This is a genomic window from Halanaerobium saccharolyticum (genome assembly GCF_003259895.1).
Lineage (GTDB): Bacteria > Bacillota > Halanaerobiia > Halanaerobiales > Halanaerobiaceae > Halanaerobium > Halanaerobium saccharolyticum_A.
This window is the reverse complement of sequence record NZ_QLME01000016.1, coordinates 1-26427: the sequence shown is the minus strand read 5'-3', so window position 1 is coordinate 26427 and position 26427 is coordinate 1. Positions and strand designations below refer to the sequence as shown.

Below are 26427 nucleotides of genomic sequence, written 5' to 3'. Positions count from 1 at the left end.
AATGTTTTATAGCTTTTCTTTTTTTAAATAGAGTATTGACCAATTAGCTGGTCAATACAGGTAAAATGCAGATTATTATTAAAAATCAGGAGGGATTATAGTGAATCTATTTTCGAAAAATAATTTACAGAGTTTTGGGATCTTGATAATTATAATTATTTCAATTTCTATATTTTCTTCAGCAGCCACAGCAGTAAAAATTTATGAGTTTGACTTTGAAAGTGGAAGTGGTAACTGGGCTCCCAGAGGTGATGGGGTTGAATTAGAAGTAGTTGAGAGGGAAGCAGCAAGCGGCAGTCAGAGCTTATTTGTCAGCGGTAGAAAGCAAAACTGGCATGGACCGAGTTTAGATCTTCAGAGTTTTGTGGAAGCTAATGAGGAATATTTATTTTCTTTAAAAGTTAAATTGGCAGAAGGTTCTGAACCTGCCGAAATCACAATAAGTACTGAAAATAATAAAGATGGAGATAACTCCTGGGATAATATTGCCACTGTAGAAGCTTCAGCAGCTGAGTGGGTTGAGATAAGTAGTGAATATACAGTTAAACCTGATATGGATAGAATAACACTTTATGCTGAATCTCCTGCAGCAGAACTTGAATTTTATATTGATGATTTAAAAATTGAGAAAGAGGGTGAAATTGTGCAGGAAATAGAAACAGATATTCCTTCTTTAGCAGAAACATATAAAGATTATTTCAAAATTGGTGCTGCTATTGAACCTTATCAATTAGAGGGAGAACATGCAAAAATACTGAAAAAACATTTTAATAGTTTAACAGCAGAAAATGTAATGAAACCAGAGACTATTCAATCAGAAAAAGGACAGTTTGATTTTACTGCTGCTGATAAGATTCGTGAATTTACAAAAGAAAATAAGATGGTTATGCGAGGGCATACTTTAGTCTGGCACAGTCAGATTCCAGACTGGTTTTTTGAAGGGCCAAAGGGAGAACTTGTTCCAAAAGAAGTTTTATTAGATAGAATGAGAACTCATATTGAAGTTACAATGAAACATTTTAAAGGTGATATTGATAGCTGGGATGTAGTTAATGAGGCAATTGATCCTGCTTCTGAAGAAACAGATGGGTTAAGAAATAGTAAATGGTATCAGATTGCCGGAATTGATTATATTAAGGAAGCTTTTATTCATGCAAATAGAATAGATCCTGAAGCTAAACTGTACATTAATGATTATAGTCTGCTTTCAGATCCAGCAAAAAGAGATATTATGTATAAGCTTGTGCAGGATTTACTGGCCGAAGGAATACCAGTTGATGGTATTGGAATGCAGGGACATGTTAACATTGAATCACCTTCTATCTCCACTATGGAGAGATCAATTGAGAAATTTGCTTCCCTGGGTGTTGATTTACAGATAACAGAACTTGATATGAGTGTTTATACCAATAACAGTCAGAGTTTTGACACTTTTAGTGAAGAGCTAGCTGTTAAACAGGGGCACCGCTATCGAGAAATTTTCAATTTGTTTAAGCAGTATTCTGATCAGATTACAAATGTTGCACTCTGGGGTATTGGTGATGATTATACCTGGTTAACAGGATTCCCGGTAGAAAGAAATAACTGGCCGCTGTTATTTGATCGGGAATTAAAGGCAAAACTAGCGTTCTGGGGAGTTGTTGATCCGGATAGACTGCCTGTAATCACCAAAAAATTTGATGTTTCTCAGGGAAGTCCAGAGATTGATGCAAAAAACGATGAAATATGGGCAAATACAGGTAACACCCTTAACCTGGAAGAAAATGAATTCTTAGGTGGAGATTTAAAGTTAAGCTGGGATGAAAATAATATCTATTTATATGGTCAAATAAGTGATCAAAGTGTAAATCCTGAAGATTCTATAGAAATATTTGTAGATGAATATAATGCCAAAGAAGAGGCAGTACAGGAGGATATCAAACACTATCAGATTAGAAGAAATGGAAGTTCTGAGCTGGAGGCAGCAGTTCCTTTTGTAGAAATTACTGCTGAGGAAGGTCAGATAATCGGTTTTGATTTTCAGGTAAATGATGATGCAAATGGTGATGGTTCTAGAGATGGTGTAACAATCTGGAATGATCAGAGTGGAGAAGGCTGGAGAAATATGTCTGGACTTGGAAACTTAATTTTTGTAAAATAAAGTAATTATAATATAATAGATATAAAGGAGGTTTATCAGTATGAAAAAAGTTCAACTTGGTAATACAGATCTTCAGGTCAGTCAGATGGGGTTAGGCTGTTTATATTTTGGAGCTCGTGACAGCAAAGAAAAATCTTTTAGAAGAATGGATCAGTATCTGGCAGCTGGTGGTAATTTTCTGGATACAGCTAACATTTATTCCCACTGGATAGATGATCAGACAAAAGGTGGAGAAAGTGAAAAAATGATTGCTGAGTGGCTGCAGGCAAGAAATAATCGTTCAGAAGTAATTATAGCTTCAAAAGTAGGTTTTCCTTATCCAGGTACAGAATATGGAACAAGCAAGGAACAGATAAAAGAAGAGTTCCATAAGAGTTTAAAAAGATTGGGAACAAATTATATTGATTTATATTATGCTCACACAGATGATTTTGGGACACCAATGGAAGAAACACTGGAAGCTTTCAATGAATTGATTACAGAAGGTAAGGTCAGAGCAATTGGTGCCAGCAATTTTAAAGCCTGGAGGCTGGAGCGGGCAAGACAGATTGCTAAGAGAAATAACTGGCAGAGCTACAGTGCTATTCAGCAGCGTTATTCATACTTAAGACCGAAAAGTGGCTGGGATTTTGGAAACCAGGTTGCTGCCAATCAGGGTTTATTTGAATTTGTTAAAGATACCGGTATATCTTTAGTTGCCTATTCTCCCCTGCTGCAGGGAGCATATACAAATCCTAATAAAGAATTTAAAGAACATTATCAAGGACCTGATACAGATAAACGACTTGCGATTTTAGATGAAATAGCTGAGGAAACCGGAGCAACGAGAAATCAGCTTGTATATTACTGGTTGATGAATAGAGATCCAGAAGCAATTCCACTGATTGCTGCAACAACAGATGAACAATTTAAAGAAGCAATTGGTAGTTTAGAACTTGATTTAAGTGAAGATATGATGAAAGCAATGACTGAAACAAAATTTTAAAAAGATATAAAATAGCAGGATAGTATTTTCTGTCCTGCTATGACTACATAGTTAGAAATAAAGCAGCAGATAAATAGATTTTAATTAATTTTATTATTAACTGTTAAAAATATTTATGCTAATGAAAAAATTTTGGAGGAATATAAATGTCAGATAAAATAGATAAAAAAGGAAGTTTGAAATTACCTTCCTTAGTGAGTGATGGAATGGTTTTGCAGAGAGATGAAGAAATTAAAATCTGGGGTTGGGCAGAAGCAGGGCAGGAAGTTGAAATCTATTTTAAAGGACAGGAATATGTAACTGAAGTAAATTCGCTCGGAGAATGGTCTCTTGTTTTACCTCCCCAAAAAGCAGGTGGTCCTTTTGAAATGAAAATATCAAGCTCTGAAAAGAAGATTGAGTTAAAAGATATTTTAGTTGGAGAAGTCTGGCTCTGTTCAGGTCAGTCAAATATGGAACTGCCGATGCAGAGGGTTAAAGATCGTTATGCTGAAGAAATTAAAAAAGCAGGAAACGATCAGCTAAGAATATTTAAGCTCCCAATTCTATATAATTTTAAAGAAGAGAATCAAGATATATTTGGAGCTAACTGGAAAAAGGTTAAACGGGATAATATTTTAGATTTTTCTGCAGTTAGCTATTTTTTTGCAAAAAAATTAAATGAAAAATATAAAGTTCCGGTTGGAGTTATAAATGCCAGTGTTGGTGGTTCCCCTGTTGAAGCCTGGATGAGCAGGAAAGCTTTAAACGATTATCCCGAATATTTAAAAAAAGCAGATGAGTTTGCAGAACCCCAAAATATAAATCAGGCTAAAAAATATAATCTAAAAGTTAATAAAGAGTGGGCAGATAAAATATATAATAGTGATCAGGGTCTCCAGCAAGATCCAGATTATTATAAACCTTCTTATAATGATTTAGACTGGAGTAAAGTTGAAATTCCAGTTAAATTTGATCAAATAAACTTTAAGCATAAAAATGGTGTTGTCTGGTTTAGAAAAGAAATTAAATTAACTAAAGAACAATCAGAAAAGAAAGCAAGACTCTGGCTGGGAAGAATTGTAGACGCTGATACAGCTTATGTAAATGGAAAAAGAGTGGGAGGAGTTACTTATAAGTATCCACCCAGAAAATATGAACTTAAAAAAGGAATTTTAAAAGAAGGTAAAAATTTAATTGCCATTAGAATTGTAGTTAATGATGGCCAGGGTGAATTTGTTGAAGATAAGCCATATAAATTAATTTTAGGAGACGAAGAAATAGATTTAAGAGGGGAATGGAAATATAAAGTTGGAGCTGTGATTAAGGAAGATAAAAAAAATGAAATTTTCATTCAGTGGCAGCCTACAGGATTATTTAATGCAATGCTTGCCCCCCTGTTCAATTATAAATTAAAAGGTGTCTGCTGGTATCAGGGGGAATCAAATACTGGGAGAGAAGAGGAGTATAAAGAATTATTTATAAAAATGATCAAACTCTGGCGTCATAGATTTGAGCAGAAGGAACTTCCTTTTATCTATGCTCAGCTTCCTAACTTTGAACCTCCGGAAGAAAATAATCGAGAAATCTGGGCAGCTTTTCGGAATGCTCAGCGTGAGGCCTTAAAATTAAATAACTCGGCAATGACTGTTAATCTTGACCTGGGGGAGTGGAATGATCTCCATCCCTTGAATAAAAAAGATGTTGCCCATAGATTTTATTTAGCTGCCCGTAATATAGCTTATGGGGAAGATGTAGTTTATAGTGGCCCTCAGTTTGATAAAGCTGAGGCAATAGAAGATAGAATAATTATTTCATTCAAAATGGTAGATGGTGGATTAAAAATTAAAGGAGATAAATTGACAGGATTTGAAATTGCTGCAGCTGATAAAATTTTTAAAAAAGCAGAAGCAAAAATTGAGAATGATAAAGTTATTTTATATCAAAAAGAGATACAAAACCCAGAGTATTTTCGCTATGCCTGGCGAGATAACCCAGAAAAAGCAAATCTATTTAACAAAATCAATTTACCTGCTGGAACTTTTTTAGAGAAAATATAAAAAATAATTGTTAATTGTTTGACAATTCAAAACTGGTATGTTAGTATAATTAATATATAAAAGAGGTGAAGACATGAATTTAGCCAAACATGATCAATATAAAAATTTAAATATGAAAGATTATGTTTATAATGTTTTAAAAGAGAATATTATGAACTTAAGTCTAAAGCCAGGAACAGCACTCCGGAAAAAGGAAATTGCCAAAGAATTTGGAGTCAGCAGAACACCAATTAGAGAAGCTTTTGTTAAGCTGAAAGAGGAAGGGCTAATTGATGTTTATCCCCAGAGAGGAACTTTTGTTTCTTATATTGATTTAGATAAAGTTCAGGAAGCTAAATTTATGCGGGAGGCTTTAGAGACTAAGATTGTTAAACTTGCCTGTGAAGTTTTTCCAGAAGAAAAATTGTTTGATATGGAAGCGAATTTAAGAGTACAGGAAATGAGTTTAAAACAGAATAATTATATTAAATTATTTGATTATGATAATGAATTCCATAAAATGCTTTTTGAAGGTTGTAATAAAGGTAATATCTGGAATGCAATTGAACAGCTTAGTACTCATTTAAATAGAATGAGAATGTTAAGTCTGTCAGCTGACTTTAATCGATCTGATGTTATTGAGGATCATCAGCGAATCATTAATGCTATTGAAGATAGAAACCCTGTGGAAGCAGAAAAAGTTATGGATTCTCATATTAGTAGAATTAAGTTTGACCAGGAAAAGTTAAAAAGAGATTATCCTGATTATTTTGTTTAAATATTTTTTTATTCTAACATGTTAGTAAGACTAGAATCAAGATGGAACTGAAGTTAATTAAAATAAAATTTATAGCCATAAAAACCGGTTTCTAAGTTTAAAAATAAATTTTTTTATATTTTATAAAAACCGGTTTCTATATAAATTTTTTTGAATTATAACTTTATAACAACTAAAACCTAAGCAGGAGGTGAAAAGAGTTATAATCGCTGTTAATTAAAAAATCTATTATTACTTAATGAATATAAAATCTATAATAACAATCTCAAACGGGATATAAGTATATAAAATATAGGTAATATATAAATACTATGAGGGAGGAAAATAATGTTTAAATCAAAGAAGTTTGTTTTTTCGCTAGTAGTTATGATTATTGCCTTAATGACTGCTGCAGTAGGTGCTGCAGAAATTCCTGATAGCTGGTCTGATCCACAGACAGCAGCTGAAGCAGGAATTACAGAATTTAATCAATCACCTGTACTCGATGAGAGAGTAGATACTGGTAAATTACCACCTGTAGAAGAAAGAATTCCTGTACCAGAAGATCTTCAGGTACTTGAACCTGTAGAAAAAATAGGTCAGTATGGAGGGCGAGTTGTCTCAGCAGCTATTGGTCCCAGTACTGAATCAGATGGTACAGTAATGCGTCCCTGGATGTTTCAATTAGATAAAACTATGGGGAATGCAGTACCAGATATTGCAAAAAGTTTTGAATTAACCAATGAAGCTAAAACTTTAACAATCCATTTACGGGAAGGATTAAAGTGGTCAGATGGTCATCCTTTTACTACAGAGGATATTATCTTCTGGTGGGAAGATGTTGCAATGCACGAAGAAGTGAATCACTGGACTCAGTGGAACTGGAAAATGGATGGAGTTCCTGCAGAGTTTACAGCAGTTGATGACTACACTTTAAAAATTGAATTTCCAAGATCAAATCCTACCATTATTGATAGTACTTTAACCTGGTGGAGAAGTCAGCAGAGTTTCTTCTTTTCTCCAAAACATTACTTAAAACAGTTTCATGCTGATTATAATCCAGGAGTAGAAGAAATTGCCGAAGAAGAAGGTTATGGGAGCTGGGTTCAATATTTTACTAACAAGATGGAAGTTGGACCTGTCCAGACAAATACTGAATTACCAACAATGGGTGCCTGGATTTTAAAAGATATCAATTCATCCAGAAAACTATTTGTTCGTAACCCATATTATTACAAAGTTGATAGTGAAGGAAATCAGCTTCCTTATGTAGATGAATGGGAAATCACAATCAAGTCAGATGCAGAGGTTGCTAAAGTAGATGCTCTCCAGGGTAGTGCAGATTTTGCAGCTCGTATCTTAAACCCAAGTGAATTTCCAATGTATAAACAAAATGAAGAAACAGGTAATTATACTACCTATGCCTATAATAACCCGGTACAGGCGCAAATTGGACTTGCTTTTAATGTAAATCATCCAGAAGAAGCCAAAAGAGAAGTATATTCTAATAAGAAATTCAGACAGGCAATGTCTGTTGCTCTTAACAGGAATGAAATTAATGAGTTTGCTTATCGCGGTTTAGCTGAAGAAGCACAGGCGACTGCTAAACCTGGCGCTCCATATTTTAAAGAAGAGTGGTTAGATCATTTTGCTCAGCATGATCCAGAATTAGCCAGAGAATTACTGGATGAAATTGGTTTAGATGAAAGAGATAGTGATGACTTTAGAGAATTACCTGATGGTGAAACTCTAATAGTTGATTTAGAAATTCCGGCACCTGGATCTGTTGGTGGAACCGCACAGCTGGGTCAGGTAGCAGAATTAGTTAAAGCTTACTGGGAAAATGTTGGGGTAAAAGTTAATTTAAAAACATTATCTCGTGAGCTTTATCAGGAACGTTCGGAAGCTGGTGAACATGATGTTGGTGTCTGGCCGGTAAATGTTACTAGAGATATTAGTGCCTTTGGTTTTGATTCCGATGGTATCCGTTATGCTACAGAGTGGGCACAGTGGGATAACTGGAGAATGTGGGATGAAACTGGGCGTGAAGGTGAAGAGCCTCTTAAAGGTACAGAACCACCAGAACATGCAAAAGAACAGTTAAGACGGATCCACGAGTATTCCTCTGCTCCAAGTCAGGAAGAGATGAATTCAATGTTAGGTGAAATCTGGCAGTATTATATGGATCAAACATATATAATAGGTACTGTTGCTCGTCCAATGGCACCTGCAATTGTGACAAATACACTGCATAATGTTCCAGAATCTGCTCCCTATTCTAATGCTACAGGAGCCTGGCAGATTACAAAACCTGAACAGTGGTTTACAACTAAGTAAAAATATATTCTACTACACTGCAGCACTGCTGCAGTGTAGTTTCAAAATAAGGAGGTTTTTTAATGTCCAAATTTATAATGCATAGACTTATTTTTATGGTTATAACCCTGGTAGTTATTTCCATGCTTTCATTTATTATTATTCAGCTTCCACCCGGTGATTATCTTACTTCTTATATAACTCAACTGAGATCTATGGGAACAGATGTCTCGGATGAACAAATTGATTATTTGCGAGAACAATATGGTTTAGATGATCCAGTCTATGTCCAATATTTTAAATGGATTGGTAATTTCTTAACAGGAGATATGGGCTTTTCTTTTGCCTGGAATCGGCCGGTTAACGAATTAGTCTGGGAGAGGCTTGGGCTAACCTTAGTTATTTCAATTTCTTCACTTCTTTTTACCTGGATAGTTGCTTTTCCAATTGGTATCTATACAGCCCTCAAACAAAACTCACTCAGTGACTACTTTTTTACATTTATTAGTTTTATTGGTGTTGCTACGCCAAACTTTTTGCTGGCTTTAGTTTTAATGTATGTCAGTTTTCGATATTTTGGAATAAATGTAGGAGGACTATTTTCCCCGGAATATGCAGAAGCTGCCTGGAGTCTGGCAAAAGTATCTGATTTACTTCAGCATTTATGGATTCCGGTTGTAGTTGTTGGTACAGCTGGTACTGCAGGTCTGGTAAGAATAATGAGAGCAAATCTTTTAGATGAATTAGGTAAACCATATGTAACAACAGCTAAATCGAAGGGGATTCCTAATCATAAAGTAATTTTAAAATATCCTGTAAGAATAGCTTTGAATCCGTTTATTTCAACCTTAGGCTGGCAGTTACCAAAATTAATTTCTGGTTCTACAATTACAGCAGTAGTATTGAGTTTACCTACTACAGGACCACTTTTATTGGATGCACTTAAGAGTCAGGATATGTATCTTGCCGGTAGTTTTATTATGCTGCTCAGTGTATTAACTGTAATCGGTACTTTTATTTCTGATATTTTGCTGGCCCTGGTAGATCCCAGAATAAGATATGTGTAGGGGGGGAGAATAAATAATGGAAAACAATAATCAAGAAAATGAAAACTATGAAAGTGAATTATATGCTGCCTCACAAAAGGAGTTAATCTGGAGGCGCTTTAAAAAACATAAACTGGCAATGACAGCTGGTATTGTTCTAATTATTATGTATTCTCTTGCAATTTTTGCACCTTTCTTTTCACCACAGGATCCTTATCAGCGAAGAGTTAGCTATAAGGAAGCTCCACCACATGAACTGCACTTTCAGGATGCAGAAGGTAATTTTAGTTTAAGACCAATGGTTTATCCATACACAAAAGAAGTTGACATGGAGACATTTGAGGATATTTATACTGAAGATACAGCTAATCCTACTCCAATCAAGTTTTTTGTCGAGGGTTTTGAATACGAAGTATTAGGTTTATTTGAGACAGATATTCATTTATTTGGTACGGGAGAGGAAGATGTGCCAGTATTTATATTTGGTGCTGATTCGCTTGGTAGAGACTTGTTTGCCAGAATAATTCACGGGGCCAGAATATCGCTTTCCATTGGATTGATCGGTGTGGCAGTCAGTCTGTTTTTAGGTATTTTAATTGGAGGTATTGGTGGATATTTTGGAGGAAAAATTGACCTTTTTATTCAGAGAATGATTGAATTAGTAAGATCTATTCCTCAATTACCACTCTGGATGGGATTGAGTGCTGCTTTACCTTCTAGCTGGTCAGCAATCCAGATTTATCTGGCAATCACAATTATTTTATCATTGATGAGCTGGACCAGTCTGGCAAGAGTAGTAAGAGGAAGATTTTTATCTTTAAGAGAAGAAGAATTTGTAATAGCAGCCCGTTTAATGGGTAGAAGTCCTTTAGAAATCATTTTTATTCATATGCTTCCTTCATTTTTAAGTCATATTATTGCTTCTTTAACTCTTGCAATTCCAGGAATGATTTTGGGAGAGACCGCTTTGAGTTTTCTTGGAATCGGTCTGCAGGCTCCTGTTATAAGTTGGGGAGTTCTACTCCAGAAAGCCCAGAATCTCTATACTATAGCTAATGCTCCCTGGATGATGCTGCCCGGTTTATTTGTAATTATCACTGTTCTGGCATTTAACTTTTTAGGAGATGGTATCAGAGATGCAGCAGATCCATATTCTAAATAAAGAAACTACACGCGAAAGACAGGGTGAATTATAATGGCAAATAATAATATATTAGAAGTTGAAAATTTAAATGTCCATTTTAGAACTGATGAAGGTCTTGTTAGAGCTTTAAACGGAGTTAATTTTAATGTTGAAAGAGGCCAGGCTGTGGGAATAGTTGGTGAATCAGGCTGTGGTAAGTCGGTTACCTCTATTTCTGTAATGCGACTTCTGCCTGGAGTTGGAGAAATAGCTAATGGGACAATAAAATATTATGATAAGGAAAAGAAGAAACATAATATTATTGATTTAGAAGCTGATGGTGAACATATGCGGTCAATTAGAGGACCAGAAATGTCCATGATTTTTCAGGAACCAATGACAGCTTTTAGTCCTGTGCACACAATTGGAAATCAGATTATGGAAAAATTACTTTATCATGAAGATATTGATAAAAGTGAAGCCCGCAGAAAAACTATTGAATTATTAAATAAGGTTGGTATTTCTAAACCAGAACAGCGAATTGACGAATATCCATTTCAATACAGTGGTGGTATGCGTCAGCGAGCAATGATTGCCATGGGTTTAGCCTGTGAGCCACAGCTTTTAATTGCTGATGAGCCAACAACAGCACTTGATGTAACTATTCAGGCTCAGGTTTTAAAACTTATCAAGGAGATGCAGGAAGATTATAATCTATCCTTAATTTTGATTACACATGATTTAGGTGTTATTGCTCATATGGTTGATTATGTTAATGTAATGTATCTGGGTCGGGTAGTAGAATCAGGCCCGGTAGAAGAGATTTTTGATAATCCAGCTCATCCTTATACACAGGATTTATTAAAATCTATTCCAAAAATGACTGGAAATGAAGGAAAACTGGCATCAATTGAGGGTTCAGTTCCTGATGCTTATTCTCTACCAGCGGGCTGTCCTTTCCATACTCGCTGCCGCAAAAAAATAGGTGAAGTCTGTGAAAGTGCATTTCCCAGAACTCAGGAAATTAGCGAAAATCACTATGTGAATTGTTATCTACATCAGGATTTAGGTGATAAATAATGGCAAAATTAGCTGAAAATGAAATTTTAAAAGTCAATGACTTAAAAAAATATTTCCCGATAACAAAAGGATTTTTCAACAGTCATGTTGGTGATGTTAAAGCGGTAAACGGAATTAGCTTTACTCTCAATAAAGGTGAAACTATGGGACTTGTGGGAGAATCGGGCTGTGGTAAAACAACTGCTTCTCGTTCAATTTTAAGAGCTATTGATCCTACAGAGGGTGAAGTTTTATTTAGAAGAAAAAATGAAGAGGTTGTAGACTTAGCTCAATTAAATAATGAAGATTTAAAAGATGTACGCAGTGAAATTCAGATGATTTTTCAGGATCCATTTTCTTCTTTAAATCCAAGAATGTCAGTTTTAGATATTATTGCTGAACCTTTAAAAGTTCAGGGCTGGCCTAAATCAAAATATAAAGAACGGGTAGAAGAATTATTAGATCTTGTTGGTCTGGATAAAAAATATATGACCCGTTATCCTCATGCATTTAGTGGGGGACAGCGTCAGAGAATTGGTATTGCCCGGGCTCTGGCCTTAGAACCAGAATTAGTTGTAGCTGATGAGCCTGTATCCGCGCTTGATGTTTCAGTTCAGGCTCAAATTTTAAATTTATTAGATGAACTAAAGGAAAGAATGAATTTAACCTTATTAATGGTTGCACATGATTTAAGTGTAATCCGCTATATCTGTGATAAAGTTGCAGTAATGTATTTAGGAAAACTGGTTGAAATAGCAGAAACAGAAGAGTTATATACAAATCCCAAACATCCTTATACAGCTTCTTTATTAAATGCAGTACCGGAAGCAGATCCACATGTGGAGTGGCTGGGAGAAAACTTAAAAGGGGAAGTACCTGATCCATCTGCAGAAATTAAAGGCTGTAATTTTGCTTCTCGCTGTCCTTATGCTGAAGAGATTTGTGAAAATAAGGCACCTGAGTTGGTAGATATAGGTGATGGCCACTGGGTTTCCTGTCATCGTAAAGATGAGATTGAACTGATGGGTGTTAAATTAAAATAGAGAATCAATGGTTAAGGGAATAGGTGATTACAATGAAAATGATATTTCGCTGGTTTGGCGAAGATGATGATAGTGTTAGTTTAAATGAAATCAAACAGATACCGGGGATGACTGGAGTGGTTAGTGCCCTCCAGGATATTCCTGTAGGTGAGGTCTGGCCTAAAAATAAAATAAAAGAACTAAAAAATAAAATTAATCAGGCAGGACTAGAGCTGGAAGTTATAGAAAGTGTTAATATCCACGAAGATATTAAATTAGGACTTCCCAGCCGGGATAAATATATAGAGAACTATAAAGAAACACTAATAAATTTAGCAGACGAAGGAATTAAAGTAGTCTGCTATAATTTTATGCCTGTTTTTGACTGGCTGCGCTCTGATTTAGCAAGAGAGTTAGAAGATGGTTCAACTACAATGTCTTATGATAAAGACTGGATAAATAACACAGATCCTGTTAAACTGGTAGAAGAGTTTGATAAGGAATCAAAGGGGTTTTCACTTCCAGGCTGGGAGCCAGAAAGACTGGCTGAGTTGAAAGAAATTATGAAACAGTATGAAGATATTTCGGAAAAAGATTTACTAGATAATTTGAAATATTTTCTCGAGGCTATTCTGCCGGTCTGTGAAGAAAATGAGATCAAAATGGCAATTCATCCTGATGATCCACCATGGCCGATTTATGGACTACCCAGAATAGTGACCGGCAAAGAAAATTTACGCAAAATACTTAAGATGGTGGACAGTCCCTATAATGGACTTACACTGTGCAGTGGTTCTTTAGGCTCAAATCCAGAAAATGATGTACCAGCACTGGTAAGAGAATTTGGCGTCCGAGTACATTTTGCTCATGTCAGGAACTTAAAATTTGATGGAGAAGGCAAATTTCATGAGACTTCTCACCTTTCCACTGATGGTTCACTTGATATATTTAAAATAATGAAGGCCTATTATGATTCTGGTTTTGATGGTTATCTCAGACCTGACCACGGACGGATGATCTGGGGAGAAAAAGCAAGACCGGGTTATGGACTCTATGACAGAGCAATGGGAGCAGCATATATCAATGGATTATGGGAATCAATCACAAAAATGAACAGTTAAATGGAGGTATAAAGATGTCAGAAACTAAAATGGTAGATAAAAGCTCTAAATCCTATCAGGCCTGGCTGAGTTATAGCCAGCTGAATGATAAATATTTAAATAAGTTTAATGACCTGCTGAATAAAATCTCACTTTTTGGCAGCAGTGCTATTACAGGCTCTATTAGAGAAGAGTTAGATAGGGCTTTTAGTAGATTTTTAGACACAGATTTTACTTTTAAGATAAGCCCGGATGCTGAAGATGAAATTATATTTGCAGCTCAATCCGATTTAGAAGCAATTGCAGCAGCAGATGATCAAATGCAGGAGCTATTAAAAGAAATTAATTTTGAGGATTTAAATACTGAAGGATATATTCTTAAATATTTTCAGGAGAATAATCTTCTATTAGTTACAGCTAAAACAGATAAGGGTTTTTTATATGGAACTTTTGCTCTTTTAAAAGAAATACAGCAGGAAAACAACTTAAAAGAATTAGATATCCTGTCTAATCCAAAAAATAATCTTAGAATGTTAAATCACTGGGATAACTTAGATGGCAGTATTGAAAGAGGCTATGCAGGTCAATCAATTTTTTATCAAGATAATAATTTGCGCAATGATTTAAAAAGAATTAAAGATTATGCCCGAATGCTGGCTTCAATTGGGATTAATGCTTTATCGATTAATAATGTTAATGTTTCTTATGAAGAAACCAGGCTTATTGATGATAAAATAGAGATGGTAATTACTATCTCTGATATTTTAAGAGATTATGGGATAACAACCTATTTAAGTGCCAATTATGCTTCTCCTATGCAGTTGAGTAATCTTGATACAGCTGATCCCCTGGCCGAGAAAGTTAAACTCTGGTGGCAGGAAAAAGTTGCTGAGATCTACGAAGCTATACCAGACTTTGGTGGTTTTGTGGTTAAGGCAGACTCTGAGGGAAGACCGGGTCCATTTACATATAATCGTACTCATGCAGATGGGGCAAATATGATGGCAGAAGCATTAGAGCCTTATGGTGGTCTTTTAATCTGGCGCTGTTTTGTTTATAACTGTCAGCAGGACTGGAGAGATAAAGAAACTGATAGAGCCAGAGCAGCCTATGATAATTTTAAAGGTTTAGATGGTGAGTTTAAGGATAATGTGCTTTTACAGATTAAAAATGGTCCCATGGATTTTCAGGTGAGAGAACCTGTAACTCCACTTTTTGGGGTGATGCCGGAAACAAATCAGGTGCTTGAACTTCAGGTAACTCAGGAATACACTGGTCAGCAGAAAGATTTATGTTATTTAATTCCTCAGTGGAAAAAGATTACTGACTTTGATACCTATGCTCAGGGAGAAAGCACTCCTGTTAAGAGAATTGTAGATGGTTCAACTTACAATCAGGAAAATACAGGTTTTGCTGCTGTAGTTAATGTTGGTGATGATGAAAACTGGACAGGTCATCATTTAGCTCAGGCTAATTTTTATGGTTATGGTCGCCTGGCCTGGAATCCAGATTTAAGTGCAGTCGAAATCACGGAAGAGTGGATCAAAATGACTTTTGGTCAGGATCAAAAAGTAATGGAAAGTCTGCTCAGAATGTTATTATACTCCTGGACAATTTACGAAGATTATACATCACCGCTAGGGATTGGCTGGATGGTAAATCCCGGCCATCACTATGGAGTAAATGTTAATGGTTATGAATATTCACGCTGGGGGACCTATCACCGAGCTGATCATCAGGGAATAGGTGTTGACCGCAGTGTGGCAACTGGAACCGGCTATGCAGGCCAGTATTTTGAAGAAAATGCAAAAAAATATGAGACTGCAGAAAATTGTCCGGATGAACTATTACTATTTTTCCACCATGTTCACTATACTTATGAGCTTGATTCAGGTAAAACTGTAATCCAGCATATTTATGACAGCCACTTTAGAGGAGTAGCTGCTGTCAAAGAATTACAGGGATACTGGGAGAAACTAGAAGGAAAAGTGGATGAAGGTATTTATAAAAATGTAGAAGAAAGACTTGAAATGCAGCTTGAAAACGCAATCGAGTGGAGAGATCAGGTAAATACCTATTTTCACAGGATCTCAGGGATTGAGGATGAGTTTGAACGCGAAATTTATTAATTAAAATTGGAGGGATTTTAAATGACTGAAGAAAATAAATATAAAAACCCAGATTTACCACTGGAAGAAAGAGTGGATGATCTGCTTTCGAAAATGACCTTAGAAGAAAAAATGTCACAGATGATTTATGATGCAGCAGCAGTTGAAAGACTGGATATCAAAAAATATAACTGGTGGAATGAATGTCTGCATGGTGTTGCCAGAGCAGGAACTGCGACTGTTTTTCCACAGGCAATTGGGATGGCAGCCTCTTTTAGTGAAGAACTGCTGCATGATGTTGCAGATACAATTGCTGATGAAGCTCGTGCAAAATACAATGAAGCACAAAAACATAATGACCGGGGAATTTACAAAGGTCTGACTTTCTGGACTCCAAATATTAATATTTTTAGAGATCCACGCTGGGGAAGAGGTCAGGAAACATATGGTGAAGACCCTTATTTAACAGGGCGTCTGGGGGTAGCATTTATTGAAGGTCTGCAGGGTGATCACCCTAAATACTTAAAAGCTGCAGCCTGTGCTAAACACTTTGCAGTTCACAGTGGTCCCGAAAGTGAGCGCCACCATTTTGATGCAGTAGTTAATAAAAAAGATTTAAGAGAAACTTACCTGCCTGCTTTTAGAGATGCAGTTAAAGAAGCAGATGTAGAAGCAGTAATGGGAGCCTACAATAGAGTTAATGGCGAACCTGCCTGTGCCAGTGAAGAACTCATGGAAAACATCTTACGCGGAGAATGGGAATTTGATGGTCATTATGTATCTGATTGTGGTGCTATTGAAGATATATATGTTAGACATAAGGTTCAGGATAGTCCAGAAGCAGCAGCAGCAATGGCTGTTAATAAAGGCTGTGATTTAAACTGCGGTCGAGTTTATGAGAGTATGAAAATTGCAGTTGAAGAAGGACTTTTAGATGAAGAAACTATTGATAAATCAGTAAAAAGATTGATGAAAACTAGATTTAAGTTAGGAATGTTTGATGCAGAAGCAGAGGTACCATTTAATAAAATTCCTTATCAAGTTAATGATAGTAAAGAAAATAGAGAGCTGGCTCGTGAAACAGCAAGACAGTCAATTGTAATGCTCAAAAATAAAGATTCTATCCTGCCGCTGGCTAAAAATGAACTGGATTCGATTGCGGTAATTGGTCCAAATGCTGACAGTCAGCCGGTTTTAATTGGTAATTACAGTGGAAAAGCTTCTAAGTATGTGACTTTAGTTGATGGGATACACAATGCAGTAAATGATAATACCCGTGTGTATTATGCAGAAGGCTGTGATTTGAGAACAACAGAACCTTCTTACTGGGGAAATCAGCCTGATGCTGGATTTGCTGAAGCAGTTACAGCTGCTGAAAAGTCAGATGTAGTTGTTATCTGTCTTGGTATTTCGCCAGAATTAGAAGGAGAAGAAGGTGCAGTTGCTAATTCAGATGGTGGTGGAGATAAAATTGATCTTAAACTGCCCGGGATGCAGGAAGAACTGCTTGCTGCTGTAGCTGAAACTGGTAAACCAATAATTGCAGTAATTACAAATGGAAGTCCAGTCGAACTTAATTCGGTAACTGAGAAAGCAGAAGCGGTATTAGAAGCCTGGTATCCAGGGCAGGAAGGCGGAAACGCTGTAGCAGATATTTTATTTGGAGATTATAATCCATCTGCAAAGCTCCCGGTGACCTTTGTTAAATCTATGGACCAGCTGCCTGATTTTAGAGATTATTCCATGCAGAATAGAACTTACAGATTTATGGAAGAAGATCCTCTGTACCCATTTGGTTTTGGTTTAAGTTATACTGACTTTGAATACAGTGGCTTAGAGCTTTCTCAAACTGAATTTAATAGTGATTTCTCTGGTGAAACCAAAGTTAAAGTAAAGATTAAAAATACAGGTGATACTGCAGGCAAAGAGGTTGCTCAATTATATCTTAGGGATTTAGAAGCATCAGTTCCTGTAGCTAAATATGAGCTGCGTGGTGTTAAAGCATTAGATTTAGCAGCAGGTGAAGAAAAGGAAGTTGAATTTAATTTAACTCCAAGGGATTTTGCTTTAATTGACAATGATGGTCAGGCAGTACTGGAAACTGGTAAGTTTAAGATTTTTGTTGGCGGTAGTCAACCAGATCAATACAGTCAGATTCTTAATGATCAAAAAGTGTTAAGTGCTGAGATTAAAGTTAAAGGTGAAGATCTTAAATTAGAATATTAATAACTGATATGTTTATAATGCAGGATGATAAGTTAATCAAAATAAGCTTATCCTGCATTATTTTTTTGAAAATAGTTTGACAATTCAAAACTAGTATGTTAGTATAATTAATATACTAAATACTGGTGGTGGATGGATATGAATTTGGCATTTCATAAAAAATATAATAATTTAAATATGAAAGACTATGTCTATAATGTTTTAAAAGAGAACATAATGAATTTAAGTATAACACCTGGTACAACTTTAAGAAAAGAAGAAATTGCTAAAGAATTTAAAGTAAGTAGAACCCCAATTAGAGAAGCATTTGTTAAATTAAAAGAAGAGGGTTTAATAGATGTTTATCCTCAGCGGGGAACTTTTGTTTCCTTCATTGATTTAAATAAGGTTCAGGAAGCAAAGTTTATGCGGGAAGCATTAGAAACGAAAATAGTTAAATTAGCATGTGAAGTTTTTCCAGATGAAAAAATGTTTGAACTAGAAGCTAATTTGAAAGTTCAGGAAATGAGCTTAGACCAAAATAATTATATAAAACTATTTGAATATGATAATGAATTCCATAAAATGCTATTTGCCGGATGTAATATGGAAAACATCTGGATTTCTATAGAACAAATTAGTAATCATTTAAATAGAATGAGAGTTTTAAGTCTGTCAGCAGATTTTAACCGTTCTGATGTTATAGAAGATCATCAGAGAATAATTGATACTATAAAGAACAGAAATTGCAAGGAAGCTTTGAAAGCAATGAATTCTCATATTAGTAGGATAAAATTTGATCAGGAAAAATTAAAAAATGATTTTCCTGATTATTTTGAGTAATAAAACCAGACATCTAATTTTGTTCTAATTTAACTGACATGTTAGTATAATTAGAACATCAATTTTACAGAATAAGATTATAAGCCTATAAGATAATTTTTTTAAAAAAAGGAGGGGATAATTTTTATTCAGAAATTATAATGTTTTGGGAAGAATATTTATTGCTATTAAATAATATTAAAATATGGAGGAATAAAGTATGAAAAATAAAAATTTATTAAAAAGTTCATTATTAGTTCTGGTAAGTATTCTAGCATTGAGTTTAGTTTTTAGTCCAGCTTTACTGGCTCAGGAGCATACATTGAATATTGGAATGGCTGTTGGTGAAACAAACCCAATGTATAAAGGTGCTATGAGATTAAAAGAAAATGTAGAGGAAAGAACCGATGGAAATCTAGAAATTAGAGTCTTTCCTAACTCTCAATTAGGAAGCACTGATGATTTACAGGAACAGGCAAAAATGGGAGCAAATGTAGCAGTTATAACAGATGCTGGTAGACTTGCTGATGTGTTACCTGAAATCGGTATTTTGAATGCCCCTTATATTGCAACAAACTATGAGGATGTGAGAAGAATTGTTTTATCAGATATGTTTAGAGATTTATCAAATCAGTTAACTGAAGATAATTATAAAGTACTTTCATTTAACTGGTATCAGGGTGCAAGACATTTCTTGACAAATACTAGAGTCGAAGTTCCTGCCGATTTAAATGGACAAAAAATTAGAACTCCTGGCTCAGAAGTCTGGAGAAAAAGTGTAGCTGCAATGGGAGCAACTCCTACTCCATTAGCCTGGTCTGAAGTTTATCCTGGAATTCAGCAGGGAGTTATTGATGGTGCAGAAGCTCAGCATACAGCAACATATGGTTCTTCTCTATATGAGGTAATAGATTACATTAATAAAACAGGTCATTTTCAGTTAATGACAGGTTTAGTTGTTGGAACCAGATGGTTTAATAGTCTTCCAGAAGATTACCAAAATATCGTAATGGAAGAATCTATTAATGCAGGAGATTATGCTTCTGAACTGACAATTGAATTAGGAGAAGAGTATGAAGCTGAAATGGAAGAAATGGGTGTAACAATTGTTGAACCTAATATTGAAGCTTTTGTAGAAAGTGTACAGGGAGTTTATGAAGAACTGGGATACAATGAGTTAAAAGAGCAAATTCAAAATGAAGTATTAAACTAAATATGTTGTTTTTGCGGCCTTCAAATTTGAAGGCCGCAAAAACAGATGAAATGGAGGTATAGGTGTGAATAATATTAATGAGTCAATAAATAAAATTGAAAATACCGTTGGTTCCCTGGCTTTAGGTATACTGGTTATTCTGGTTTTTTTAGCCGCAGCTCTAAGATATTTAGGAAATCCAATTGTCTGGAGTGTTGATCTTGCCCAATTATTATTTGTCTGGGTGGTATTTTTAGGTGCTGATAGGGCTTTACAAACCAATAATCACATTGGTGTAGATTTTTTTGTAAATTTTTTACCCAGAAAAATAAAAAAATATATATACATACTTCACTATCTATTTATTTTATTATTTTTAAGCGGTATTATATATTATGGTTTTGATCTAACAATTAGAAATGTTTCAAGAAATTTTAATACTCTAGGAATTAGTTATTCATATGCTACAGCAGGTGTACCAGTAGGTTGTTTATTGATGTTTAGAACCATTATCTATAAATTTATTACAAATGATATTCTTAGTTCAGAAACTGAACAAAAGGATCTGATATAGGAGGTAAATTAATGACACTAGTAGTTAGCGTTTTTGCAGTTTTATTATTAACAGGAATGCCTTTAGCTTTTACTATTGGTATTTCAAGTTCACTATTTTTTATATTTGAAGCCGGACTGCCATTTTCTATTGTGACTCAAAGAATGGTTGCTGCAACTCAAAATTATCCACTGCTGGCTGTTCCTTTTTTTGTTTTAGCAGGTAATTTGATGAATGCTACCGGGATTACCAAACGTTTAATAAAATTTTCTACAATTTTAGTGGGTCACTTAACAGGAGGTTTAGCTCATGTCAGTATAGTTTTAAGTTCTTTACTGGGAGGTATTTCTGGATCAGCTGTGGCTGATGCAGCTATGGAAGCAAGAATTTTAGGCCCTTCCATGACAAAACAGGGCTATGATAAAGCTTACAGTGCTGCGGTTATTGGTTTGAGTTCTTTAATTACAGCTACTATCCCACCAAGTATCGGTCTAATTTTATATGGTTATACAGGTCAGGTTTCTATCGGAAGATTATTTATTGCCGGTATAATTCCTGGATTATTAATGGCTTTATTATTAATGGTTACAACCTATATAACTTCTAAAAAAAGAGGTTATACTCCTGTGAGAGAAAAAGCTCCAACCCAAAAAGAGGTCTGGAATGGTTTAAAAGAGAGTATCTGGGCAATTATTTTTCCTTTAATTTTGATTATTGGAATTAGATTCGGTTTCTTTACCCCTTCTGAGGCTGGTGCTTTTGCAGTAGTATATGCATTTATTATTGGAAAATATGTTTATAAAGAATTAAAATGGTCTGATTTAAAAGAAGTATTAAAGCAGTCCTTATTTGATAATGGTGTAATAGTACTTATAATTGCCTGTTCTTCAATTTTTGGATATGTAATTATAGCAAACCAGGTGCCACAGCAGATGGCTCAGGTTATTACTTCTATTACTCAAAATCCAACTCTATTATTATTTATGATCTTAGGTTTCTTATTTATTGCCGGGATGCTGATGGAAGCAACAGTAAATGTTTTGCTTTTAACTCCTATTTTTCTTCCAATTATAAAGTCTGTTGGAATTGATCCAGTACATTTTGGAATTATGATGATGACTATTGTAACTATGGGGGGAATGACTCCACCGGTTGGAGTAACAATGTATACTGTATGTTCACTGATGGATGTGCCGGTAGAAGATTATGTATATCAGTCTATTCCCTTTACTCTGGCAATTATTGTCTTAATAGTTATTTTAGCATTTTTTCCAAATCTTGTATTATTCTTACCTAATTTAGTTTATAGTTTATAAATTGGAGGTTATAATAAGTGGAATTTTTAAATGATGATTATCTATTGAGCAATAATAAGGCCAAAGATATCTATAAAAAGATTGAAGATTTACCAATAATTGATCCTCATAATCATAGTGATTTAAAAGAAATTATAGAAAATAAAAACTGGCAGGATATCTGGGAGGTTGAGGGCCAAACAGATCATTATATCTGGCAGTTAATGCGAAGAATGGGAATTAAGGAAAATAAGATAACTGGTAATGCTTCTAATAAGGAAAAATGGAACGCTTTTGCCGAAGTTTTTCCTTCTTTTGCACTTAATCCTGTATTTGAGTGGATGCAGCTTGATCTAAAAAATATTTTTGGAGTTGAAGAATTATTAGATTCCAGTAACGCTGATAAAATCTGGGAAATAACTAAATCTAAATTACAAAAAGATAATTACAAACCCAGATCACTATTGAAAGAAATGAAAGTAGAAATCATGTGTACTACAGATGATCCTGTCTCAGATTTAAAGTATCACAAAATAGCTAAAGATGAGATTGAGGATCTGAAAATTTATCCAACCTGGCGACCTGATAACTACAGCAAAATTGGAAAAGAGACATGGAAAGAAAAAGTTCTAAAGCTTATTCAAAAATACTTAGATAGTAATGATTTATCACTTACTAACTTATTAAAAGCTTTAGAATTATCACATTCCTATTTTGATGAAATTGGTTGTGTATCCAGTGATCATGATTTACCTGATTTAATTAGTAAAGCAGTAAGTTTTAAGCAGGCAAAAAATATTTTTAATAAAAAAATAGAACAGGAAATAACAGAAAAAGAAATTAGAGATTTTAAAGCTTTTATGTTTAATTATTATGCGGAGTTGAACAGAAATAAAGATTGGGTTATGCAGCTGCATATTGGAGTTGAAAGAAACTATAGAAAAAGTCTTTTGGATAATGTAGGAATTAATTCTGGTGGAGATATAATAGGTTCTGAAGTTAATCTTGTAGATGGTCTGTCTTATTTACTTAATAATTTTGAGAACCTGACCATGGTCGCTTATATAATTAATGATAATTATCTCCCTCCTTTAGTTACTATTGCCCGAGCTTTTCCTAATTTAAATTTAGGTTCTTCCTGGTGGTTTAATGATAGTGCCTATGGGATGAATAAACACCTTGATTATATTGCTGCAGTTGATATTTTGGCTAAACAAACAGGGATGGTGACTGATTCTAGAAAGATATTATCATATGCATCCCGAACTGAAGTGTATAGGAGAACATTAGCTAATTTATTGGGGAAAAGAGTCTCAAAAAAGCAGCTTCCGATTTCACTGGCAGAAAAAATAGCAGTTGATTTATCGTATAATAGACCTCTAGAATTATTTTTTAATAATAAGTAAAAAAGATTATAAAAAGTTGGTGATAAAAGTGAAAATGATATTTCGCTGGTTTGGCGAAAATGATGATAGTGTCAGTTTAAAAGAAATTAAACAAATACCGGGTGTGACAGGGGTAGTAAGTGCTCTTTCGGATATTCCGGTGGGAGAAGTCTGGCCGGTAGATAAGATCAAAGAACTGAAAAATAAAATTAATGATGCCGGATTAGAACTAGAAGTAATAGAAAGTGTTAATGTCCATGAAGATATAAAAGTCGGTTTAGCATCCCGGGATAAGTATATTGAAAATTACAAGATAACTCTTGAAAATCTTGCTTCTGAGGGTATAAAGGTGGTTTGTTATAATTTTATGCCGGTTTTTGACTGGCTGAGGTCCGATCTGGCTGAAGAGCTTGAAGATGGTTCAACTACAATGTCTTATGATGAAGAATGGATTAATAATACTGATCCTGTAAAACTTGTAGAGGAGTTTGATAAAGGGGCTGAAGGATTTTCTTTGCCTGGTTGGGAACCAGAACGTTTAGCTGAATTAAAAGATATAATGAATAAGTATGAGAATATCGATGAAAATGATCTATTCGATAATCTTAAATACTTTTTAGAAAAAATATTACCAGTCTGTGAAGAAAATGATATTAAAATGGCTATTCACCCAGATGATCCACCATGGCCAATTTATGGGCTGCCCCGGATTATGACTGGAAAAGAAAATATCCGCAAATTCTTAGATATGGTAGATAATCCTTATAATGGACTTGCTTTATGTAGTGGGTCTTTAGGCTCAAATCCAGAAAATAGTGTACCAGGTTTAATCAGAGAATTTGGAGATCGTATCCATTTTGGACATGTCAGAAACTTAAAATTTGACGGAAATGGAAAGTTTCATGAAACTTCTCATTTATCAAGTGATGGCTCTTTAGATTTATTTGAAATTATGAAAGCATATTATGATATCGGATTTGATGGTTATATTAGACCTGATCATGGACGTATGATCTGGGATGAAAAAGCTAGACCGGGCTATGGATTATATGATAGAGCACTTGGTGCTACATATATCAATGGTTTATGGGAAGCAATTATAAAGATGAATAAGTAGTAATCTAAATTAAGGAATTCTCTAAATAACAGTTGCTAAAAAAGAGAATTCCTTTTTGTTTTTAAAAAATCTTATATTAGAGGTGAATAACTTATGCTAAAACTAAAAAAAGAAGAACTAAAAGATAAAGCTCAGTGGGAAGAGGCAGGGATTAAGCCTCCGCAATTTGATTATCAGAACTTAATCGATAAGACAAAAGAAGATCCGGAATGGGTTCACTTTGGTGCTGGTAATATTTTTAGAGCTTTTATTGCTCGCCTGCAGCAGGAACTGCTCAATCAGGGAGAGGTAGAGACAGGTATTATAGCAGCCGAAGGCTTTGACTATGAGATTATAGATAAGGTTTATCAGCCAGCTGATAACTTAAGTCTGGTTGTCAAGATGTTTGCTGACGGCAAATTAGAAAAAACTCTGCTGGCCAGTATTACAGAGGGTTTAAAGGCAGATTCTCAGTTTAAAGAGGACTGGCAGGAACTGAAAGAAATTTTTAGAAAACCCAGTTTAAAAATGGCCAGCTTTACCGTGACTGAAAAAGGTTACAGCCTCGATAATATGGATGGTGAATTTTTCCCTTTTGTTAAAGAAGATTTTAAAGCTGGACCTGAAGGAGATTTAAATCATCTGATGGCCAAGGTAACAGCTTTAGCCTATGAGCGCTTTAAAGCAGGAGCCTATCCCTTTGCTTTTGCCAGTATGGATAACTGCTCCCATAATGGTCAGAAGCTTAAAGATGCAGTCTTAACTGTAGCTGAAAAATGGGCTGACAATGATCTGGTAGAAGCAGGATTCCTGGCCTATTTAAATGATGAATCTAAAGTAGGGTTTCCCTGGTCCATGATTGATAAAATTACACCAGGACCAGCCCCAGATGTCCAGCAGAAACTAAAAGACTCAGGGTTTAAGAACACCGAGATTGTTAAAACAGATAAAAGTACAGAAATAGCTGCTTTTGTTAACTCAGAGGCCCCGGAATATTTAGTGATCGAAGACAGTTTCCCCAATGGTAAAATACCTCTAGATAAAGCAGGCGCAATCTATACCGATCGGGATACAGTCAACCAGGTGGAAACCATGAAGGTTACAACCTGTCTTAACCCACTGCATACAGCAATGGCAGTTTACGGCTGTCTGTTAGGTCATACTTCGATTGCAGAAGAGATGGAAGATCAGGAAATCAGGGCCTTAGTAGAACAGATTGGTTACAAAGAAGGGCTGCCGGTTGTTGTAGATCCGGGAGTACTTGATCCGAAAGCTTTTATCGATGAGGTAGTAAAAGAAAGACTTGTTAATCCCTATATACCTGATACACCACAGAGAATAGCCAAGGATACCTCACAGAAGGTGGCTATCCGTTTTGGAGAGACAATTAAGTCTTATCGAGATGCTGATGACTTAGATCCGGCCGACTTAGTGGTAGTGCCACTTGCTATTGCAGGCTGGTTGAGATATCTGCTGGCAGTGGATGATCAGGGTCAGAAGATGTCCTTAAGCTCAGATCCAATGTTAGATGAGCTGACACCACAGTTAGAAGAAATAGAATTTGGTAATCCTGATTCTGTAGGAGATAAGCTGCATTCTATTTTAAGTAACGAAAAGCTGATGGGCTTAGATCTTTACAAAGTAGGACTGGGAGAAAAAATAGAAGGATACTTTAAGGAAATGATTGCAGAAAAAGGAGCAGTCAGAGCTACCTTAAATAAATATCTTTTATAATAAGTCTTTACTGAGATAATTTAAAATTTAAAAGAGTTAAGTTGAGAGTTTTAACAAATGAAAAGGGTCCAGTTTAAATACTGGACCCTTTTACAATTGGTGTGTTTGGTAAATTAAATAATTATTCTTAATAGAAAATTTATTCCACTTTTTATAAAAAGTTTATTCCACTTTAAAACCATTTATATGTTCTAACAAGTCTTCTGACATAGATCCAATTCTATCAACCATATTATTTATCGAATCACCCAAGTTATTTGAAACATATCTAATTTCTTTAAATACATCATTAGTTGCTTCAATTAAAGAATTTTCAATAATTAAATTAATTTCTGCAGGATTTTTATACTTTAACAATAATAAGTTATATATAGGTCTTAAATTGCAATGTTAAATTGAACTAATTTCAAACTGTAATAATTTTAATTGTATAGAATTTGTTTTAGTTGATCTTCAAAAGCTTCATTTGGA

General features: G+C 34.9%; 20 protein-coding genes. 19 read left to right on the top strand and 1 reads right to left on the bottom strand.

What is annotated here, in order from left to right:
- Positions 1-100 precede the first annotated feature (100 nt).
- From C7958_RS10495 to C7958_RS10405, 19 genes are all read left to right on the top strand, one after another.
- Entirely contained in the window at positions 101-2140 is a 2040-nt protein-coding gene (locus C7958_RS10495) for an endo-1,4-beta-xylanase (protein WP_111572632.1), read from the top strand.
- Between the two features lie 40 nt (positions 2141-2180).
- Entirely contained in the window at positions 2181-3125 is a 945-nt protein-coding gene (locus C7958_RS10490; protein WP_111572631.1) for an aldo/keto reductase, read from the top strand.
- A 146-nt stretch (positions 3126-3271) separates the two neighbouring features.
- Positions 3272-5164: a sialate O-acetylesterase gene (locus C7958_RS10485; RefSeq protein ID WP_111572630.1), complete on the top strand. Its 1893-nt coding sequence runs from the start codon at positions 3272-3274 to the stop codon at positions 5162-5164.
- A 73-nt stretch (positions 5165-5237) separates the two neighbouring features.
- Positions 5238-5921: a GntR family transcriptional regulator gene (locus tag C7958_RS10480; RefSeq protein WP_111572629.1), complete on the top strand. Its 684-nt coding sequence runs from the start codon at positions 5238-5240 to the stop codon at positions 5919-5921.
- 327 nt (positions 5922-6248) lie between these two features.
- The gene (locus C7958_RS10475) at positions 6249-8237 is read left to right on the top strand and encodes an ABC transporter substrate-binding protein (protein WP_111572628.1); all 1989 of its coding nucleotides are present in this window, start codon (positions 6249-6251) and stop codon (positions 8235-8237) included.
- A gap of 62 nt (positions 8238-8299) precedes the next feature.
- Positions 8300-9283 (top strand): ABC transporter permease, encoded by a 984-nt coding sequence (locus C7958_RS10470; protein ID WP_111572627.1) that lies wholly within the window; start codon positions 8300-8302, stop codon positions 9281-9283.
- 16 nt (positions 9284-9299) lie between these two features.
- Entirely contained in the window at positions 9300-10424 is a 1125-nt protein-coding gene (locus C7958_RS10465; RefSeq protein WP_111572626.1) for an ABC transporter permease, read from the top strand.
- A gap of 33 nt (positions 10425-10457) precedes the next feature.
- Complete coding sequence (locus C7958_RS10460) at positions 10458-11465, top strand: ABC transporter ATP-binding protein (protein WP_111572625.1); 1008 nt, start codon at positions 10458-10460, stop codon at positions 11463-11465.
- Complete coding sequence (locus C7958_RS10455) at positions 11465-12487, top strand: ABC transporter ATP-binding protein (protein ID WP_111572624.1); 1023 nt, start codon at positions 11465-11467, stop codon at positions 12485-12487. Before C7958_RS10460 ends, C7958_RS10455 begins: the two co-directional genes overlap by 1 nt.
- Positions 12488-12519: 32 nt before the next feature.
- Complete coding sequence (uxuA, locus tag C7958_RS10450) at positions 12520-13587, top strand: mannonate dehydratase (protein WP_111572623.1); 1068 nt, start codon at positions 12520-12522, stop codon at positions 13585-13587.
- A gap of 14 nt (positions 13588-13601) precedes the next feature.
- On the top strand, positions 13602-15695 hold the full coding sequence (locus C7958_RS10445) for an alpha-glucuronidase family glycosyl hydrolase (RefSeq protein WP_208320752.1): 2094 nt from the start codon (positions 13602-13604) through the stop codon (positions 15693-15695).
- A 21-nt stretch (positions 15696-15716) separates the two neighbouring features.
- Positions 15717-17900 carry a glycoside hydrolase family 3 C-terminal domain-containing protein gene (locus C7958_RS10440; protein ID WP_111572622.1) on the top strand — a complete coding sequence of 728 codons (2184 nt, stop codon included), beginning with the start codon at positions 15717-15719 and terminating at the stop codon, positions 17898-17900.
- 138 nt (positions 17901-18038) lie between these two features.
- Entirely contained in the window at positions 18039-18722 is a 684-nt protein-coding gene (locus C7958_RS10435; RefSeq protein WP_111572621.1) for a GntR family transcriptional regulator, read from the top strand.
- A 199-nt stretch (positions 18723-18921) separates the two neighbouring features.
- Positions 18922-19914 carry a C4-dicarboxylate TRAP transporter substrate-binding protein gene (locus C7958_RS10430; protein ID WP_111572620.1) on the top strand — a complete coding sequence of 331 codons (993 nt, stop codon included), beginning with the start codon at positions 18922-18924 and terminating at the stop codon, positions 19912-19914.
- Between the two features lie 64 nt (positions 19915-19978).
- Positions 19979-20467 carry a TRAP transporter small permease gene (locus C7958_RS10425; RefSeq protein ID WP_166668523.1) on the top strand — a complete coding sequence of 163 codons (489 nt, stop codon included), beginning with the start codon at positions 19979-19981 and terminating at the stop codon, positions 20465-20467.
- 11 nt (positions 20468-20478) lie between these two features.
- A complete protein-coding gene (locus tag C7958_RS10420; RefSeq protein ID WP_111572618.1) occupies positions 20479-21762 on the top strand; it encodes a TRAP transporter large permease in 1284 nt (427 codons plus the stop codon).
- A 17-nt stretch (positions 21763-21779) separates the two neighbouring features.
- Positions 21780-23147 (top strand): glucuronate isomerase, encoded by a 1368-nt coding sequence (uxaC, locus tag C7958_RS10415; protein ID WP_111572617.1) that lies wholly within the window; start codon positions 21780-21782, stop codon positions 23145-23147.
- Between the two features lie 28 nt (positions 23148-23175).
- On the top strand, positions 23176-24243 hold the full coding sequence (gene uxuA / locus C7958_RS10410; RefSeq protein WP_111572616.1) for a mannonate dehydratase: 1068 nt from the start codon (positions 23176-23178) through the stop codon (positions 24241-24243).
- Positions 24244-24336: 93 nt separating this feature from the next.
- The gene (locus C7958_RS10405; RefSeq protein WP_111572615.1) at positions 24337-25956 is read left to right on the top strand and encodes a mannitol dehydrogenase family protein; all 1620 of its coding nucleotides are present in this window, start codon (positions 24337-24339) and stop codon (positions 25954-25956) included.
- A gap of 162 nt (positions 25957-26118) precedes the next feature.
- On the opposite strand, the gene C7958_RS10400 is transcribed toward C7958_RS10405, so the two are convergent.
- Entirely contained in the window at positions 26119-26313 is a 195-nt protein-coding gene (locus tag C7958_RS10400; protein ID WP_111572614.1) for a hypothetical protein, read from the bottom strand.
- Positions 26314-26427 lie beyond the last annotated feature (114 nt).